Origin of the sequence: Micromonospora inyonensis (assembly GCF_900091415.1) — a bacterium.
In the GTDB taxonomy this organism is placed as follows: domain Bacteria; phylum Actinomycetota; class Actinomycetes; order Mycobacteriales; family Micromonosporaceae; genus Micromonospora; species Micromonospora inyonensis.
Genome location: NZ_FMHU01000001.1, coordinates 2981963 through 2997182, shown reverse-complemented (window position 1 = coordinate 2997182; position 15220 = coordinate 2981963). Strand labels below are relative to the sequence as shown.

Sequence of the window (15220 nt, the reverse complement as noted above, 5' to 3'; positions counted from 1 at the left end):
GAAGACCGGACCGAAGGTGGCAGCCGTCACCCTCACCCGCGCGGACCGGCCCGGTTTCCCCCACGCCCCGGCCGGGGACGCTGTCGGAGAGGTGGCGGGGACGCCGGGCATCCTGTCCGGTGGGCGGAACGACCCGTCCGGCTGGTGGGAACCGGCCAGGAGCGAGAACGAGGGGGCGACCATGCAGTACCGCCGAATCGGTTCGGTCGAGGTGAGCGCGATCGGACTCGGCGCGATGCCGATGTCGGTGACCGGGCGCCCGGACACCGACCGCGCCGTCCGGACCATCCACGCCGCGCTCGACGCGGGCGTGACGTTCATCGACACCGCCGACGCGTACGTGCTGGGGGCGGAGGACGTCGGACACAACGAGTCGCTGATCGCCCACGCGCTGGCCGCGTACGGCGGGGACACCACCGCAGTGCTGGTCGCCACCAAGGGCGGGCACACCCGTCCCGGCGGCCACGCGTGGGCGCTGGACGGCTCGCCCGAGCACCTCCGGGCGGCCTGCGAGGCGTCGCTCACCCGGCTCGGGGTGGACGCGATCGGGCTCTACCAGTTCCACCGGCCCGACCCCGAGGTCCCGTACGCCGACTCGATCGGCGCGCTGCGGGAGCTGGCCGACGCCGGCAAGATCCGGATGGCCGGCATCTCGAACGCCGACCCGGACCAGATCCGGCAGGCCCGGGAGATCCTCGGTGACCACCTGGTCTCGGTGCAGAACCAGTTCTCCCCGGCCTACCGCGACAGCGAACCGGAGCTGCGACTCTGCGCCGAACTCGGCCTGGCCTTCCTGCCCTGGTCGCCCCTGGGCGGTATCGGAAGGGCCGGCGGGCTCGGCGACCGGTTCGCCGCGTTCGCCCGGATCGCCGGGGAACGCGGGGTGAGCCCGCAGCAGGTCTGCCTGGCCTGGCAACTCGCCCTCGACCCTGTGGTCGTGCCGATTCCCGGCGCGAGCCGGCCGGAGACGATCCGCGACTCGGCCGCCGCCGCGGACCTGGTCCTCGACCAGCGGGAGATCGCCACGCTGCACGCCGCCGGCTGAGGTGCCGGCTGAGGTGCTTGTGGTTGCAGGGGACCCCTGCTCGACAAAAAGCGGTAGGAGGGGTCCCCTGCAACCACGCAGGGCGGGAGGAGCCGACCACGCAGGGCGGGAGACGGTCAGTCGATCAGGGCGTTGAGCAACGACTCCTGGAGGTAGCCGAGGTACGCGTAGACCGAGAGCTGGAACACCCGGGTCGAGGACGGGTCCGCGGCGACGGCGTCGTCGAGTTCCTCGCCGAGATCCGTCCCCTCCTTGACGCCGAGCCGGACCCCCATCGCCAGGCGGGCGTCGTTGAGCGCCCGCAACCACGCCTCGGCAGCCTCGGCGTCGAGGCGCACCTCGCCGCCCTCGTCCCCCGGAAGGGCGGCGAGGATCGCGCCGGCCTGGTCGATCTTGGCGGTCTTGAGGTCGCCCTCGGTGTACCGGCGGACCTCCGCGGCGCTGGCCGGGTCGTCGGCGTAGACGTCGGGGAAGAGCCGCCCCACCACCGGGTCGTCGTGGTCAAAGCCGTCGGTGAGCAGGCCGACCACCTCGGAGGCGACCTTGCGCAGTACCCGGACCTCGTCCACGGCGAAGGTGGCGACGTACCGGCCGCCCCGGCGACGGAACATGCTCACGAACGGTCCACCGTCGCCCAGAGCCCGTACGCGTGCAGCTGCGACGCGTCGTGCTCCATCCGTTCCCGCGCGCCGGTGGAGACCACGGCACGGCCCTTGTGGTGCACATCCAACATCAGTTGCTCGGCCCTCTCCCGGCTGTATCCGAAGAGCTTCTGGAAGACCCAGGTCACGTACGTCATCAGGTTGACCGGGTCGTCCCACACGATCGTCACCCATGGCCGGTCCGAGACCGGCACCTCTTCGGTGCCCGGCGTCTCGACCGGTGCCACCTGTGGAGCCGCCATGCCACCCATCGTGCCACCGGAATCCCGATTGCGATGAACCGGAACGCCGGGCGGATCCGGATCGGTGCCCGGATCCCCCTTCTCCGGTCCCTTCCGGGAGGCGGCCTGCGACCGAGGATCCGCCGCCTCGGCCCTGCGTCGTCCCGGCACGATCCGTCGACCGGTCAAGCGAGCAGGATGCCGTGGTCGACGGCCTCGGCGAACACCGCGCCCAGCGCCCGCCGGACCGCGTCGAGCCGGTGGGACACCTCGCGCTGCAACTCCCGGTCGAGCTCGCGCAGCACGTGCTGGAGCCAGGACCGCGCGCCGCCCGGGTCGGTGCTGCCAGGCCCCCAGAAGTGCAGGAAGCAACCGCCGGCGAGGGCCACCGCGACCGGCGGCAGGACGGCGGTACGTGGCGCGCCGGGGTACGCGTCGAGCGCGGCGAGCGCGCCGGCCCCGGTCACGTCGGCGATGTCGCCGGCACTGGTGACCAGGAGCACCCGTTCCAGGCTCCGGACCGCCCGCGACCCGGCCAGACCGGTTTGCACGGCGGCGCAGATCCGCCGGTGGGTCGCGTCCTGCGGTGGCCTGCCGAGGACCAGGGTGCCGGTGTCGCGCACCAACCGGTCCACCGCCTGGTCGCACTGCACGGTCGCGAGCTGGGACAGGGCGTGCACCTCCCGGTCGAGCACGCGCGGCAGTCCGGCGCAGCCCGCCCCGAAGACGATCTCCTGCACCACGCGCAGGTGGATGTGGGCCAGCTCGATGGCGAGGTGCTGGCGGATCCGCTGGGCGTGCGCGCGGACCTGCCGGTCGAGCCGGTCGGCCCAGTCCCGGGCGTGCGCGCCCGGCACCACCGGCACGGTACGGTGCGGGCCGGCCGGCGGCGCGGTGGCGAGCCGGCGCGGCCCCTCCCCGGCCGCCCAGGCGACCACGGCCCGGCGGAGTGCCCCGACCCCACCGGGGCGGGACGGGAACCAGGGCGCGACGGCCAGCTCCGGAACGACCGCGAGCAGGGCCGCCCGCTGTTTCCGCACGGCCGACCCGACCGGGTCGACGGGCGGCGTCCCGCCGGCGGAAGGCGTCCCCGTACCGTCCGCCGGAGCCGTGGCCGCCGGGGCCACGCCCCCGTGCCACCCCGTCGTTCCCGGGGTGACCACGAAGAAGACGGCCAGATCCGCCCGGGCTGCCCCGCCGAGCAGGTCCAGCTCCGCCGCGGTGAACACCTGGTCGGCGGAGATCACCACGAGCAGCGCGCCGCCCCGGCCGGCGACCTCACACAGCACCCGGCTCCCGGCGATGCCCAACGCGTCGGTGTCCGGCGCACCCACCAGCGCCACGTGTCGCAGCAGCGGTGCGGGCGGTGCAGCTCGACCCGGCGCGGCGGCCGGGGGAACGCCGGTCCGGCCGCCGGCACGTCGATCGTGAGGGCGTGTGGCTGCCGGTAGCCGGGCACGAAGGCGGCCCGGGTGGTCTCCGGGGCGTACCGGGCCACCAGGTAGCTGTCGTCGGGCATCGGCACGGTCGTCGGCGGCACGTCCAACAGCGCGGCGAGCACGTCCCGCCGGGCCGCCCCGGCCGGACCGGTGGCGATCACGGCCAGCGGCTCGTCCGGCGCCACCCGGACGCCCTCCGCCGGCTCCGTGCCCCGCTGTGGTGTCGAGGCGTCCATGGCGTCCGGGTCCACCGGGGCGTCGAGGGCGTCCGCCGGACGGTGGTCGCCGTCGGCGGCGTCAGCCTCCGCACAGCCCGTCCCGTTGTCGCCCCGCCGAGGACGTGACGTCATCGCGGACTGCCTCCCTGGCGAGTCGGGCCGGCGGGCCGCGCCGGCAGCGTGGAGTGTTCGGCCGACGCAGCCGAACGCCGGAAGACTACGGGCGGAAACCGTCCCGGAACGGAGAGTTCCGATACTCAGCGGTAACGAGAAGCCTACTCAACTTCGGTGCGTGACGGGCTGCACGCACAGCGAATCCGATGGATATGCTGCCCCGATGAGTCGGTGGGAGTTCATCGGCCGGTCAGCGGATCTGGGCCGTCTGCTCTCCGCGGTGACCGGGGGCGAGGGGCGGGGCCTCTTCCTGAGTGGAACGGCCGGCATCGGCAAGAGCCGGCTCCTGCGGGAGGGGATCACGGCACTACCTACCGACCGGTACGCGATCTGGATGGTGGCGGCCAGCGCCACCACCGCCACCATCCCGTTCGGCGGGCTGGTGCAGGTCCTGCCGACCGAGCAGCCCCGGGGGCTCTCCCCCGCCGGTGTCCTGCGGTGGGCGGTGGACGCGTTGCGGCAGCAGGCCGCCGGGCGGCCGATCGTGCTGGCGGTGGACGACGCACACCTGCTGGACCCGCCCTCGGCCGCGCTGGTGCACCTGATCGCCCGGCTGGACAACGCCACGGTGCTGGGGACGCTGCGCAACGGCGAGCAGGTGCCGTTGCCGATCCGCGCACTCTGGACCGACGACCTGGTCGACCACGCCGAACTGGCCCCGCTCGACCTGGCCGACACCACCGGGCTGCTCGCCGCCATCCTCGGCAGGCCGGTGGAGTCCTGCTCGGCGGACCGGCTCTGGCGGCTCTCCGGCGGCAACCCGCTGCTGCTGCGGGAGCTGGTGCTCGCCGCGCTGGGCAGCGGCGAGCTGCACGAGACGTACGGCATCTGGCGATGGACCGGTCGCCTGGAGCTGGCCCCCAGCCTCACCGACCTGATCGGCGTCCGGATCGGTCAGCTCACCCCGGAGGTCCGCACGGTGGTCGAGCTGGCCGCCTTCGGCGAGCCGCTCGGGCTGGAACTGCTCACCCGGGCCGCCGATCCGGCCGCCGTGGAGACCGCCGAGGAACGGGGACTGATCTCGGTGGTCCGCGACGACCGGCGGCTCGACGTCCGGCTGGCGCACCCACTCTACGGGGAGGTGATGCGCCGGCGGTGCCCGGTCAGCCGGACCCGGCGGTTGCAGGCACAGCTCGCCGACCTGATCGAGGCGGCGGGCAAGCGTCGTCGGGACGACGTGCTGCGGGTGGCGGTGTGGCGGCTCGACTCCGGCACCGGGCAGGATTCCGCGCTGCTGCTCGGCGCGGCCGTCCAGGCCTTCGCCCGGTACGACGTGCCGCTGGCGACCCGACTGGCCCGCGCGGCGCTGGAGGCCGACGGCGGGTACGCCGCAGCCGAGCTGCTGGCCACCATCCTGATGTTCGCCGACCGGCCGGAGGAGGCGCTCGACGTGCTCGACGCGGTCGCCGGCCAGCTCGACGCCGACGACCGGTACAGCCGGTGGCTGACCGTCCGGGGCATGGTCAGCTACTGGGGACTGCGGCAGGAGTCCACGGTGGAGGAGATGGCGGTGCGGGCGGCGGAGCTGACCGACATCGCCGACCAGACCCGGGTCCGCGCGTTCGAGGCGATCATGCGGCTGCACCGGCTCGACCTGGCCGCCGCCCAGCTGCTGAGCTGCGCGGTGCTGGACCGTCCGGCCGCCGGGGTGGCGTCCCGCGAGCTGGCCCGGTGCACGATCGCCCACCTCCAGGCCGCCCAGGGCCGGCTGGTGCTCAGCGCGGCGGCGATCACGGCGGTCGAGGCGGAGGCCGCCCAGTGGCGGGGTGACATGCCGTACCTGCAACTGGCGCTGGAGCTGGCGCGGGGCACCCGGCTGATGCTCGCCGGGGAACTCGCCGGCATCGACGCCATCGTGGTCGACGAGTTCGCCGACCTGGCCGGGGCGGGCGACTTCCGGTTGGGCACCGGCTACCTGGGCATCCTCCAGGCGTACGCGGCCCGGCTGCGCGGGCGCAGCGCCGAGGCGCTGAAGACCAGCCTCGGGGCCTGCGCGGTGTTGACCAGCAGTCGGGTCTACGCCGGCCTCGCCCACGCCGAGCGGGCGCAGGCGGCGGCGCTGCGCGGCGACGCCGTCGGAGCGGCCGAGGCGATGGCGGACGCCGACCGCACCCACTCACCCGGGATGGCGGTGCTCTACCCGTGGCTGGAACAGGCGCGTGGCGCGGTGCTCGCGGTCACCGGCGACCTGGCCGGCGCGGTGAAGCACCTCGCCGAGCTGGCCGACCGGCTGCGGGCGGACGGCTTCGCCGGGCACGAGGTGCTGGTCCTGCACGATCTGGTGCGGCTGGACGAGGCGACCCTCCCGGTCGGCCCGCGCTGCTCCGACGGGCACCGGCGGACGGTCGCGCAGCGGCTGACCGAGCTTACCGAGCAGGTGGACGGGGTGCTGCCACCGCTGCTGGCCCGGCACGCGCGGGCCGTGGCCAGCGGGTCCCCGGACGATCTGCTGGCCGTCGCCGACGAGTTCGCCGACCACGAGCTGAACGTCTTCGCCGCGGAGGCGGCGGCACTGGCGCTGCACCGCCTGCGCCGGCAGCGGGCGGCGACCTCCGGCGCCGCCCACGACCGCCTCGGCGACCTGCTGGGCCGCTGCGACCAGCTCCGGACGCCGGCGCTGCGGCTCGGTCAGCCCGCGCTGACCGACCGGGAGTGGCAGATCGCCAGCCTCGCCGCCGACGGCGTGGCGAGCCGCCGGATCGCCGAGCAGCTCTTCCTCTCCCCCCGCACGGTGGAGAACCATCTCCAGCGGATCTACGGCAAGCTGGGTATCGCCGGGCGGCCTGAGCTGCGGGCCGCGCTGCGCTGCATCCCGGGCCACGGGGACGGCGCTTCGCACTGAACTCTAGGCTGGGGTCGTGAGCACCCTTCGCCCCGCGCTGCTGACCGACCACTACGAGCTGACCATGGTCAGCGCCGCCCTGCGGGACGGCACCGCCGACCGGCGCTGTGTCTTCGAGGTGTTCGGTCGGCGGCTGCCGACCGGCCGCCGGTACGGGGTGGTCGCCGGCACCGCCCGGCTGATCGAGCTGATCCGCGACTTCCGCTTCGACGAGGCGGAGGTGGACTTCCTCCGCCGGACCGGGGTGGTCGACGACGCGGCGGCCGACTGGCTGTCCCGCTACCGTTTCACCGGGGACGTCGACGGGTACGCCGAGGGCGAGCTGTTCTTCCCCGGTTCGCCCGTGCTCACCGTCTCGGGCGGCTTCGCCGAGTGCGTGGTGCTGGAGACGCTGGTGCTGTCGGTGCTCAACCACGACTGCGCGGTGGCCGCCGCGGCGGCCCGGATGGTCACCGCCGCCCGGGGCCGGACGCTGATCGAGATGGGTTCCCGGCGGGCGCACGAGGAGGCGGCGGTGGCCGCCGCGCGGGCCGCGTACCTGGCCGGTTTCGCGTTCACCTCGAACCTGGCCGCCGGGCAGCGGTACGGCATCCCCACCGCCGGCACCGCGGCGCACGCGTTCACCCTGCTGCACGACGACGAGCGGGCCGCGTTCGCCTCGCAGGTCGCCACGCTGGGCAGGGACACCACGCTGCTGGTGGACACGTACGACATCAGGCAGGGCATCCGCAACGCGATCGAGGTCGCCGGGCCGGAGCTGCGGGCGGTCCGGATCGACTCCGGGGACCTGGCGGTGATCGCCCAGCGCGCCCGGGAACTGCTCGACTCGCTCGGCGCCACCGAGACCAAGATCATCGTCTCGGGTGACCTCGACGAGTACGCCATCGCCGCACTCGCCGCCGAGCCGGTCGACATGTACGGCGCGGGCACCGCCGTGGTCACCGGCTCCGGCGCGCCCACCGCCGGACTGGTCTACAAACTGGTCGAGGTCGACGGCCGTCCGGTGGTGAAGCGCTCCGAGCACAAGGCCACCATCGGCGGACGCAAGATCGCCGTCCGGCGGCACAAGCCCACCGGCACCGCCACCGAGGAGGTCATCGTGCCGCAGGGCGTGCCCGACCACCTCCCGCACGACCGGCTGCTCCAGCGGTCGTACCTGGTCGACGGCGAGCCGGTCGACCTGCCCCGGCTGGACGAGTCGCGGGAGCACCTGCGGCAGTGCCTGATCTCGATCCCCTGGGAGGGGTTGAAGCTCTCCGCCGGGGACCCGGCGGTGCCCGTCACCGTCGTACCCGCCGGCTGACCGGAAAGGAACGCTCCGATGGCCAACGCGCTGATCATCGTGGACGTACAGAACGACTTCTGCGAGGGCGGCTCGCTCGCCGTGGCGGGCGGGGCCGGCGTGGCGGCCGGGATCTCCCGGCTGCTCGCCACGGCACCCGAACGCTGGGACCACGTGGTCGCCACGAAGGACTACCACGTCGACCCGGGCGCGCACTTCGGGAACCCGCCCGACTTCGTCGACTCCTGGCCCCGGCACTGCGTCGTGGGTACCCCCGGATCGGAGTTCCATCCCGAGCTGGACACCACGCGGGTCGAGGCGGTCTTCCACAAGGGCGAGCACGCCGCCGCGTACTCGGGTTTCGAGGGGCACGCCGCCGACGGCGAGTGCCTGGCCGACTGGCTGCGCCGGCACGACGTGGACCGGGTCGACCTGGTCGGCATCGCCACCGACCACTGCGTCCGGGCCACCGCGCTGGACGCCGCCCGGGAGGGCTTCCGTACCACCGTGCTGCTGGAGCTGACCGCCGCCGTCGCGCCGGCCACCACCGACGTGGCGTTGCGGGCCATGGAGGGGGCCGGGGTCACCCTGCACGGCGAGCCCGTGATGCCGACCGCATGAGCCGTTGACCGGTGGCTCCCGTCGTACCCCCCGCCGAGGATGGTCGGCGGAGGTGCCCACCGTCATGAATCTCACGCCCTACCGGGACGCCCTCGCGGTGCCCGGGATCCGGTCGCTGCTGCTCGTGGCGGTGCTGGCCCGCATCCCGCACACCGCGGCGGGCATCGCTCTCACCTTCTACGTGCTGCTCGACCTCGACCGGGGGTACGGCGCCGCCGCCCTGGTCGGCGCCGCCCTGACCGTCGGCGCGGCCCTCGGCGCACCGTTGCTGGGCCGGCTGATCGACCGGCGGGGCCTGACCATGGTCCTGGTCCTCACCACAGCCGGCGAGGCGCTGTTCTGGACGAGCGCTCCACAACTGACGTACGCGCTGCTGCTGCCCGCGGCGTTCCTGGCCGGGCTGCTCGCCCTGCCGCTCTCCTCGGTGATCCGGCAGTGCATCGCCGCGCTGGTGCCGCCGGACCACCGCCGTCCGGCGTACGCGCTGGACTCGATGTCGGTGGAGTTGTCGTTCATGGTGGGCCCGGCACTGGGCGTGGCGCTGGCCACCGCCATCGCGCCCCGGGTCACCCTCTGGGCGGTGGGTGGTGGCATCGTCGCCGCCGGGATCGCGCTGATGGTGCTGAACCCTCCGGTGCGCACCGCCGAGGAGGCAATTGCCGGCCCGGCCCGGCGGACCCCCCGGCGGGAGTGGCTCAGCCCGCGCCTGCTCGCCGTACTCGCCGTCAGCACGGCGTGCACGCTGGTGCTCGGCGGCACCGACGTGGCGGTGGTGGCCGCGCTGCGCGACGACGGCGAGGTCGGCTGGACCGGTGCGGTGCTGGCCCTCTGGGCGGTGGCTTCCCTGGTCGGCGGGTTCGCCTACGGCGCGGTCAGCCGGCCGGTGTCGCCGCTGGCCCTGATGGCCGCGCTGGCCCTCTGCACCGTGCCGATCGGCCTGGCCGGGGGCCACTGGTGGCTGCTCGGCCTGGCCCTGCTCCCCGCCGGTCTGCTCTGCGCGCCGACGCTGGCCGCCACCGCCGACGCGGTGAGCCGCCTCGCCCCCGGTCCGGTCCGGGGCGAGGCGATGGGGCTGCACGCCTCGGCGATCACCGTCGGCGTCGCCTTCGGGGCCCCGCTGGCCGGCGCGATCATCGACCGCACCACCCCGGCGTGGGGCTTCGCCGGCATCGGCCTGATCGGCGTCCTGGTCGCGCTCGTCGTCCTCCCGGCCGAGCTGCGCCACCGACGTCGGCTGCCGGACACCGCGGAACCCGTCGAACTGACCAACGCCCCCCGCTGAACCCGCAGGCCACCGGCACTTTGGGCCGCCACCGGCCTGGGTGCTTTGATGGGGGCGTGGCGAATCCGGTGATCCTCACCATCGACGACGACCCGGCCGTCTCCCGTGCCGTGGCCCGGGACATACGACGGCGTTACGGCGACCGCTACCGGGTGGTCCGCGCCGGTTCCGGCCCGAGCGCCCTGGAGACGTTGCGCGAACTCAAGCTCCGGGGGGAACAGGTGGCGGTGCTGGTCGCCGACTACCGGATGCCCGAGATGACCGGCATCGAGTTCCTCGAGGCCGCGATGGACCTCTTCCCCGCCGCCCGTCGGGTGCTGCTCACCGCATACGCCGACACCGACGCGGCGATCGACGCGATCAACCTGGTCGACCTCGACCACTATCTGCTCAAGCCGTGGCACCCCCCGGAGGAGAAGCTCTACCCGGTGGTGGACACCCTCCTCGACGCCTGGGCGGCCACCCCGGAGGCCGCCGCCGCCGAGCTCCGGGTGGTCGGGCACCGCTGGTCCGCGCCGTCCTTCGCCGTCCGGGACTTCCTCGCCCGCAACCTCGTCCCGTACCGCTGGCTGCTCGCCGACGACCCGGAGGGCGCGCGGCTGCTCAACGCGGCCGGCGCGACGGCCGAGGACGTGCCGGTGGTCATCGCCCCGGACGGCCGGCACCTGTTCCACCCCACCGAGGCCGACCTGGCCACGCTGGTGGGCCTCCGGGTGGCCCCCACCGAGGAGTTCTACGACCTGGTCGTCGTCGGCGGGGGCCCGGCCGGGCTGGGCGCGGCGGTCTACGGCGCGTCCGAGGGGCTGCGCACGGTGCTGGTCGAACGGCGGGCCACCGGCGGGCAGGCCGGGCAGAGCAGCCGGATCGAGAACTACCTCGGGTTCCCGGAGGGGGTGTCCGGCGCGCAGCTCACCGACCGGGCCCGCCGGCAGGCGTTGAAGTTCGGCGCCGAGCTGCTCACCACCCGGGACGTGACCGGGCTGACCGACGCCGGCTCGGCCCGACTGCTCACGTTCGGCGACGGCAGCACGATCGCCGCGCACGCGGTGGTGCTCGCTACCGGCGTGTCGTACCGGGTGCTCGACGCGCCCGGCCTGGCCGAGCTGACCGGCCGGGGGGTTTTCTACGGCTCGACCGCCACCGAGGCGCCGAGCTGCGTCGACCAGGAGGTCTACATCGTCGGCGGGGCGAACTCCGCCGGGCAGGCGGCGGTGCACTTCTCCCGGTACGCCACCCGCGTGCACCTGCTGATCCGGGGGGCCGACCTGACCGCCTCGATGTCCCGGTACCTGATCGACCAGCTCGACCGGAACGACCGGGTGGTGGTGCACCCGCACACCGTGGTCGCCGCCGGGTCGGGCGTGGAGCACCTGGAGCGGCTCACCCTGGCCGACAGCCGCACCGGTGAGACCCGTGAGGTGGACGCCTCCTGGCTGTTCATCTTCATCGGCGCCCAGCCCCGCACCGACTGGCTGGACGGTGTCCTGGTCCGCGACGAGCGCGGCTTCGTGGTGACCGGCCCGGACCTGGTCGCCGGTGGGCGCCGACCGCCGGGCTGGCCGCTCGCGCGGGACCCGTACCACCTGGAGACCAGCCTGCCCGGGGTCTTCGCCGCCGGGGACGTCCGGGCCGAGTCGGTCAAGCGGGTCGCCTCGGCGGTCGGTGAGGGCGCGATGGCCGTCTCACTGGTGCACCGCTACCTGGAGTCCCAATGAGCACACCCGTCGGCGGGGTGGGCGACCCCGGGCCCGCACCGGGTGACGGTGCCCGCCCCACCGTCGCGCAGCTGCGCACGCTCTTCCTCTTCGAGTCGCTCGACGAGGGGCAGCTTGACTGGTTGGCCGAGCACGGACGGGTGGAGACCCGCCGCGCCGGTACCGCCGTCTACACCGAGGGCGAGCCGGCGACCTGCTTCTACGTCCTGCTCGACGGCACGGTGACGATGACCCGGCGGGTACGCGGCGACGAGGTCGAGGTCATCCGCACCGCCCAGCGCGGGGTCTACGGCGGGGCGACGCAGGCGTACCTGGGCGACCAGGTGCCGCAGGTCTACATCAACTCGCTGCGGGCGGTCGGGGAGGCCACCTTCCTGGTGCTGCCCGCCGAGACCTTCGCGCACGCCGTCCGGTCCTGGTTCCCGATGGCGATGCACCTGCTGGAAGGGCTCTTCATCGGCATGCAGCAGACCCAGGTCCGGGTCGGGGAACGGGAACGGCTGCTGGCGTTGGGGGCGCTCTCCGCGGGTCTCACGCACGAGCTGAACAATCCGGCCGGGGCCGCCGTCCGGGCCACCGCGGTGCTGCGCGAACGCGTCGCGGGTATCCGGCACGAGCTGGCGACGATCGCCGACGGCCGGCTCGACGGTGACGCCCTGCACCGGCTGGTGGCGTTGCAGGAGGAGGCCGTCCGGCGGGTCGCCGACGCGGCGACGCTGTCGCCGCTGGCGGTCAGCGACGCCGAGGACGCCCTGGTCGACTGGTTGGACGAGCGCGACGTCGCCGCCGGTTGGGAACTCGCCGGCACGCTGGTCGCCGGTGGGGTGGACGGCGCGTGGCTGGACCGGGTCGAGGCGGTCGTGGGGCCGGGGAACCTGGAACCCGCCCTGCGCTGGCTGACCCACACGATCGACACCGAGCAGTTGCTCCGGGAGATCGACGAGGCGGTCACCCGGATCTCCGGCCTGGTCGGCGCGGCGAAGCAGTACTCCCAGCTGGACCGGGCGCCGTACCAGGTGGTGGACGTGCACGAGCTGCTGGACGCGACCCTGGTGATGCTCCGGGGGAAGATCCCGCCGGGCGTCCGGCTGGTCCGGGAGTACGACCGCGCCCTGCCGCCGGTGCCGGCGTACGCCGCCGAGCTGAACCAGGTCTGGACGAACCTCATCGTCAACGCGCTCGACGCGATGGGCGACACCGGCACGCTCACCGTCGCCACCGGCCGGGACGGCGACGCGCTGGCGGTGGCGGTCGGCGACACCGGTCCGGGCATCCCGGCGGACGTCCGGCCCCGGATCTTCGAGCCGTTCTTCACCACCAAGCCGGTCGGCGAGGGGACCGGCCTGGGGCTGGACATCTCGTACCGGATCGTGGTCCACAAGCACCGCGGGGACATCCGGGTGGATTCGGTACCCGGCTCGACCACCTTCCGGGTGCTGCTGCCGTTCGCCACCGCCCCGGCCGCACCCGCCCCCACCGACTGATCGGCGGCTCAGCCGAGCCCCGGACGCCCCGGCGCGGGGGCGGACCTCGTCGCCCTCGGCATCGGGCCGTCGCCGCGTTAGCATTCGGCCAATGCAGCAGCTCCTGGCCTCCGAAGCGGGCGGCGGACCACCGGCGTTCCTCGTCGAGGTCGTCGCGTTGATGCTCGCCGCGGCGGTGATCGGCTACCTGTCCACCAGGCTGCGGATCGTGCCGATCGTCGGGTTCCTGCTGGCCGGGGTGGCCATCGGTCCGCACGCCCTCGGGCTGGTCCGCAGCCAGCAGGCCGTCGACGTGGCGGCCGAGGTCGGGGTGATCCTGCTCCTGTTCACCATCGGCATCGAGTTCTCGCTGGGTCGGCTGGCCGCGATGTGGCGGCTGATCGTGATCGGCGGTGGCCTCCAGGTGCTGCTGACCGTCGGCGTCGCCGTCGGGGCGCTCGCCCTGTTCGGGGTGTCCTGGCAGGTGGGGGTCTTCACCGGGTTCCTGGTCTCGCTCTCCTCGACCGCGATCGTGCTGCGGCTGCTGGCCAGCCGAGGCGAGACGCAGAGCGCCACCGGGCGCACCGCGCTGGCGTACCTGATCTTCCAGGACCTGGCCATCGTGGTGATGGTGCTGGTCGTGCCGATGCTGGGCGACGGGGGCGGCTCCGCGCTGAACATCGCGACGGCCCTCGGTACGGCGGTGGCGGTCGTCGCCCTGGTGCTGGTGGTCGCCCGCTGGGTGATGCCCCGACTGCTGGAGACGGTCGCCCGGGCCTGCTCGCCCGAGGTGTTCCTGCTGGCGGTGATCGCGATCTGCTTCGGCACCGCGTACCTGACCAGCCTGGCCGGGGTGAGCGTGTCGCTCGGGGCGTTCCTCGCCGGCATGGTGGTCAGCGAGAGCCGGCACTCCGAACACGCGCTCGGCGAAATCCTGCCGTTGCAGATCCTCTTCTCGGCGACCTTCTTCGTCTCCGTCGGCATGCTGCTCGACCTGGGCTTCCTCGCCACCAACCTGCCCCTGGTGCTGGCCGCCGTGCTCGGCGTCGTGCTGGTCAAGGGGCTCGCCACCGCCGTGTCGGCCGTGGTGCTCCGGGTCCGGCCGGCGGTCGTGGTGGCGCTGTCCCTGCTGATCGTGCAGGTCGGCGAATTCTCCTTCGTCCTGGAACGGGTGGGACGCGAGGCCGGTCTCACCCCGGCCGGGCTCGGCGAGGACGGCACCCAGGCGTTCATCGCGGCCACCGTGCTGCTGATGGTCGCCACCCCGTGGCTGGGCAGCGGGGGCCGCCGGCTCGGCATGGCGGTCGAGCGCCACGTCGGACCCGACCCGGCCCGGCTCGCGCCCGCCGAGGTCCCCGACGCCGCTTCCGGCCCGCAGGGCCACGTGGTGATCAGCGGGTACGGCGCGGCCACCCGCGCCCTCGCCGCCGAACTGGCCGCCGCCGGTGTCCCGCTGGTCGTCGTCACCCTCAACCCGGACGGGGCCGCCGAGGCGGAGGCCGACGGGCACCGGGTGCTCCGGGGCGACTCGACCCGGCGGCACATCCTCGACCAGGCGGGCGTGGCGGCGGCCCGGGTGGTGGTGATCCCGGAGGACGAGCCGGAGGACGCGCGCCGGATCGCCTCGGTGGTCCGTACCCTGTCGCCCGAGGCTCGGATCGTGGTCCGTTTCGACACCGCCACCGACCTCGCGGAGCTGGTCACCGCCGGCATCGACACGGTCGTCCGGAACGACCGGGCCGGCCACACCGCGCTGGGTCGGACCGTGCTGGACGCGCTGCCGGGTGCCGCCGACCGGTTCGTCGCCGCCGAGGCGCGGCGACCGGGCCGTACCCGGGTCGACGTGGACCGGATCGTCATGTTCCGCCCCGACCCGGAAACAGCCTGCCCGCACACCAGCATGATCCAGCCGGTGCTGCCGTCCGCCACCGGCTGCGAGGACTGCCTGCGCGCCGGCACCTCCTGGGTGCACCTGCGCACCTGCCTCACCTGCGGGCACGTCGGCTGTTGCGATTCCTCACCCGAGCGGCACGCTTCCCGGCACCAGCAGGACCGCGACCATCCGATCATGGCCTCGGCCGAACCGGGCGAGGAGTGGGCTTACTGCTACCTCGACGAAACGCTGCTCCCGCCGGCTGCGATCCGGGGGTGAGGTGGTAGCAGGGGTCCCCTGTTACCGCTTTCTGTCGAGGAGGGGGCACCCGACACGGCAGCGCGTAGCCGACACGGCAGCGCGCGGCAGTGCACACCCGACAC

12 protein-coding genes are annotated in these 15220 nt (G+C 74.1%); 8 read left to right on the top strand and 4 right to left on the bottom strand.

Annotated elements, in window-relative coordinates; translation table 11 throughout:
• Positions 1-16: 16 nt before the first annotated feature.
• Entirely contained in the window at positions 17-1045 is a 1029-nt protein-coding gene (locus GA0074694_RS13550; protein ID WP_245714675.1) for an aldo/keto reductase, read from the top strand.
• Between the two features lie 116 nt (positions 1046-1161).
• Here the strand turns inward: GA0074694_RS13550 and GA0074694_RS13545 are convergent, their stop codons facing one another.
• The 4 genes from GA0074694_RS13545 to GA0074694_RS13530 all read right to left on the bottom strand — a co-directional run bounded on the left by GA0074694_RS13545 (position 1162) and on the right by GA0074694_RS13530 (position 3717).
• Positions 1162-1656: a DUF2017 domain-containing protein gene (locus tag GA0074694_RS13545; RefSeq protein ID WP_176737945.1), complete on the bottom strand. Its 495-nt coding sequence runs from the start codon at positions 1654-1656 to the stop codon at positions 1162-1164.
• Between the two features lie 2 nt (positions 1657-1658).
• The gene (gene clpS / locus GA0074694_RS13540; RefSeq protein WP_091457894.1) at positions 1659-1949 is read right to left on the bottom strand and encodes an ATP-dependent Clp protease adapter ClpS; all 291 of its coding nucleotides are present in this window, start codon (positions 1947-1949) and stop codon (positions 1659-1661) included.
• Positions 1950-2113: 164 nt separating this feature from the next.
• Positions 2114-3262, bottom strand: coding sequence for a hypothetical protein (locus tag GA0074694_RS13535; RefSeq protein ID WP_141714091.1), 1149 nt, complete (start codon positions 3260-3262; stop codon positions 2114-2116).
• Positions 3172-3717, bottom strand: coding sequence for a hypothetical protein (locus tag GA0074694_RS13530; protein WP_091457885.1), 546 nt, complete (start codon positions 3715-3717; stop codon positions 3172-3174). The genes GA0074694_RS13535 and GA0074694_RS13530 overlap by 91 nt, the downstream gene beginning before the upstream one ends.
• A 205-nt stretch (positions 3718-3922) precedes the next feature.
• Here GA0074694_RS13530 and GA0074694_RS13525 point away from each other — a divergent pair, with 205 nt between their 5' ends.
• The 7 genes from GA0074694_RS13525 to GA0074694_RS13495 all read left to right on the top strand — a co-directional run bounded on the left by GA0074694_RS13525 (position 3923) and on the right by GA0074694_RS13495 (position 15116).
• Positions 3923-6601 carry a LuxR C-terminal-related transcriptional regulator gene (locus GA0074694_RS13525; protein WP_091457881.1) on the top strand — a complete coding sequence of 893 codons (2679 nt, stop codon included), beginning with the start codon at positions 3923-3925 and terminating at the stop codon, positions 6599-6601.
• 16 nt (positions 6602-6617) lie between these two features.
• Positions 6618-7904, top strand: coding sequence for a nicotinate phosphoribosyltransferase (locus GA0074694_RS13520; protein WP_091457876.1), 1287 nt, complete (start codon positions 6618-6620; stop codon positions 7902-7904).
• A gap of 18 nt (positions 7905-7922) precedes the next feature.
• Entirely contained in the window at positions 7923-8504 is a 582-nt protein-coding gene (locus tag GA0074694_RS13515; RefSeq protein WP_091457873.1) for an isochorismatase family protein, read from the top strand.
• A gap of 64 nt (positions 8505-8568) precedes the next feature.
• Positions 8569-9786, top strand: a complete 1218-nt coding sequence (locus tag GA0074694_RS13510) for an MFS transporter (RefSeq protein ID WP_091459124.1) — start codon at positions 8569-8571, stop codon at positions 9784-9786.
• A 56-nt stretch (positions 9787-9842) separates the two neighbouring features.
• The gene (locus tag GA0074694_RS13505) at positions 9843-11501 is read left to right on the top strand and encodes an NAD(P)/FAD-dependent oxidoreductase (protein ID WP_091457869.1); all 1659 of its coding nucleotides are present in this window, start codon (positions 9843-9845) and stop codon (positions 11499-11501) included.
• The gene (locus tag GA0074694_RS13500; protein WP_091457865.1) at positions 11498-12985 is read left to right on the top strand and encodes an ATP-binding protein; all 1488 of its coding nucleotides are present in this window, start codon (positions 11498-11500) and stop codon (positions 12983-12985) included. The genes GA0074694_RS13505 and GA0074694_RS13500 overlap by 4 nt, the downstream gene beginning before the upstream one ends.
• A 91-nt stretch (positions 12986-13076) precedes the next feature.
• Positions 13077-15116 (top strand): cation:proton antiporter domain-containing protein, encoded by a 2040-nt coding sequence (locus tag GA0074694_RS13495; protein WP_091457861.1) that lies wholly within the window; start codon positions 13077-13079, stop codon positions 15114-15116.
• Positions 15117-15220: the final 104 nt, after the last annotated feature.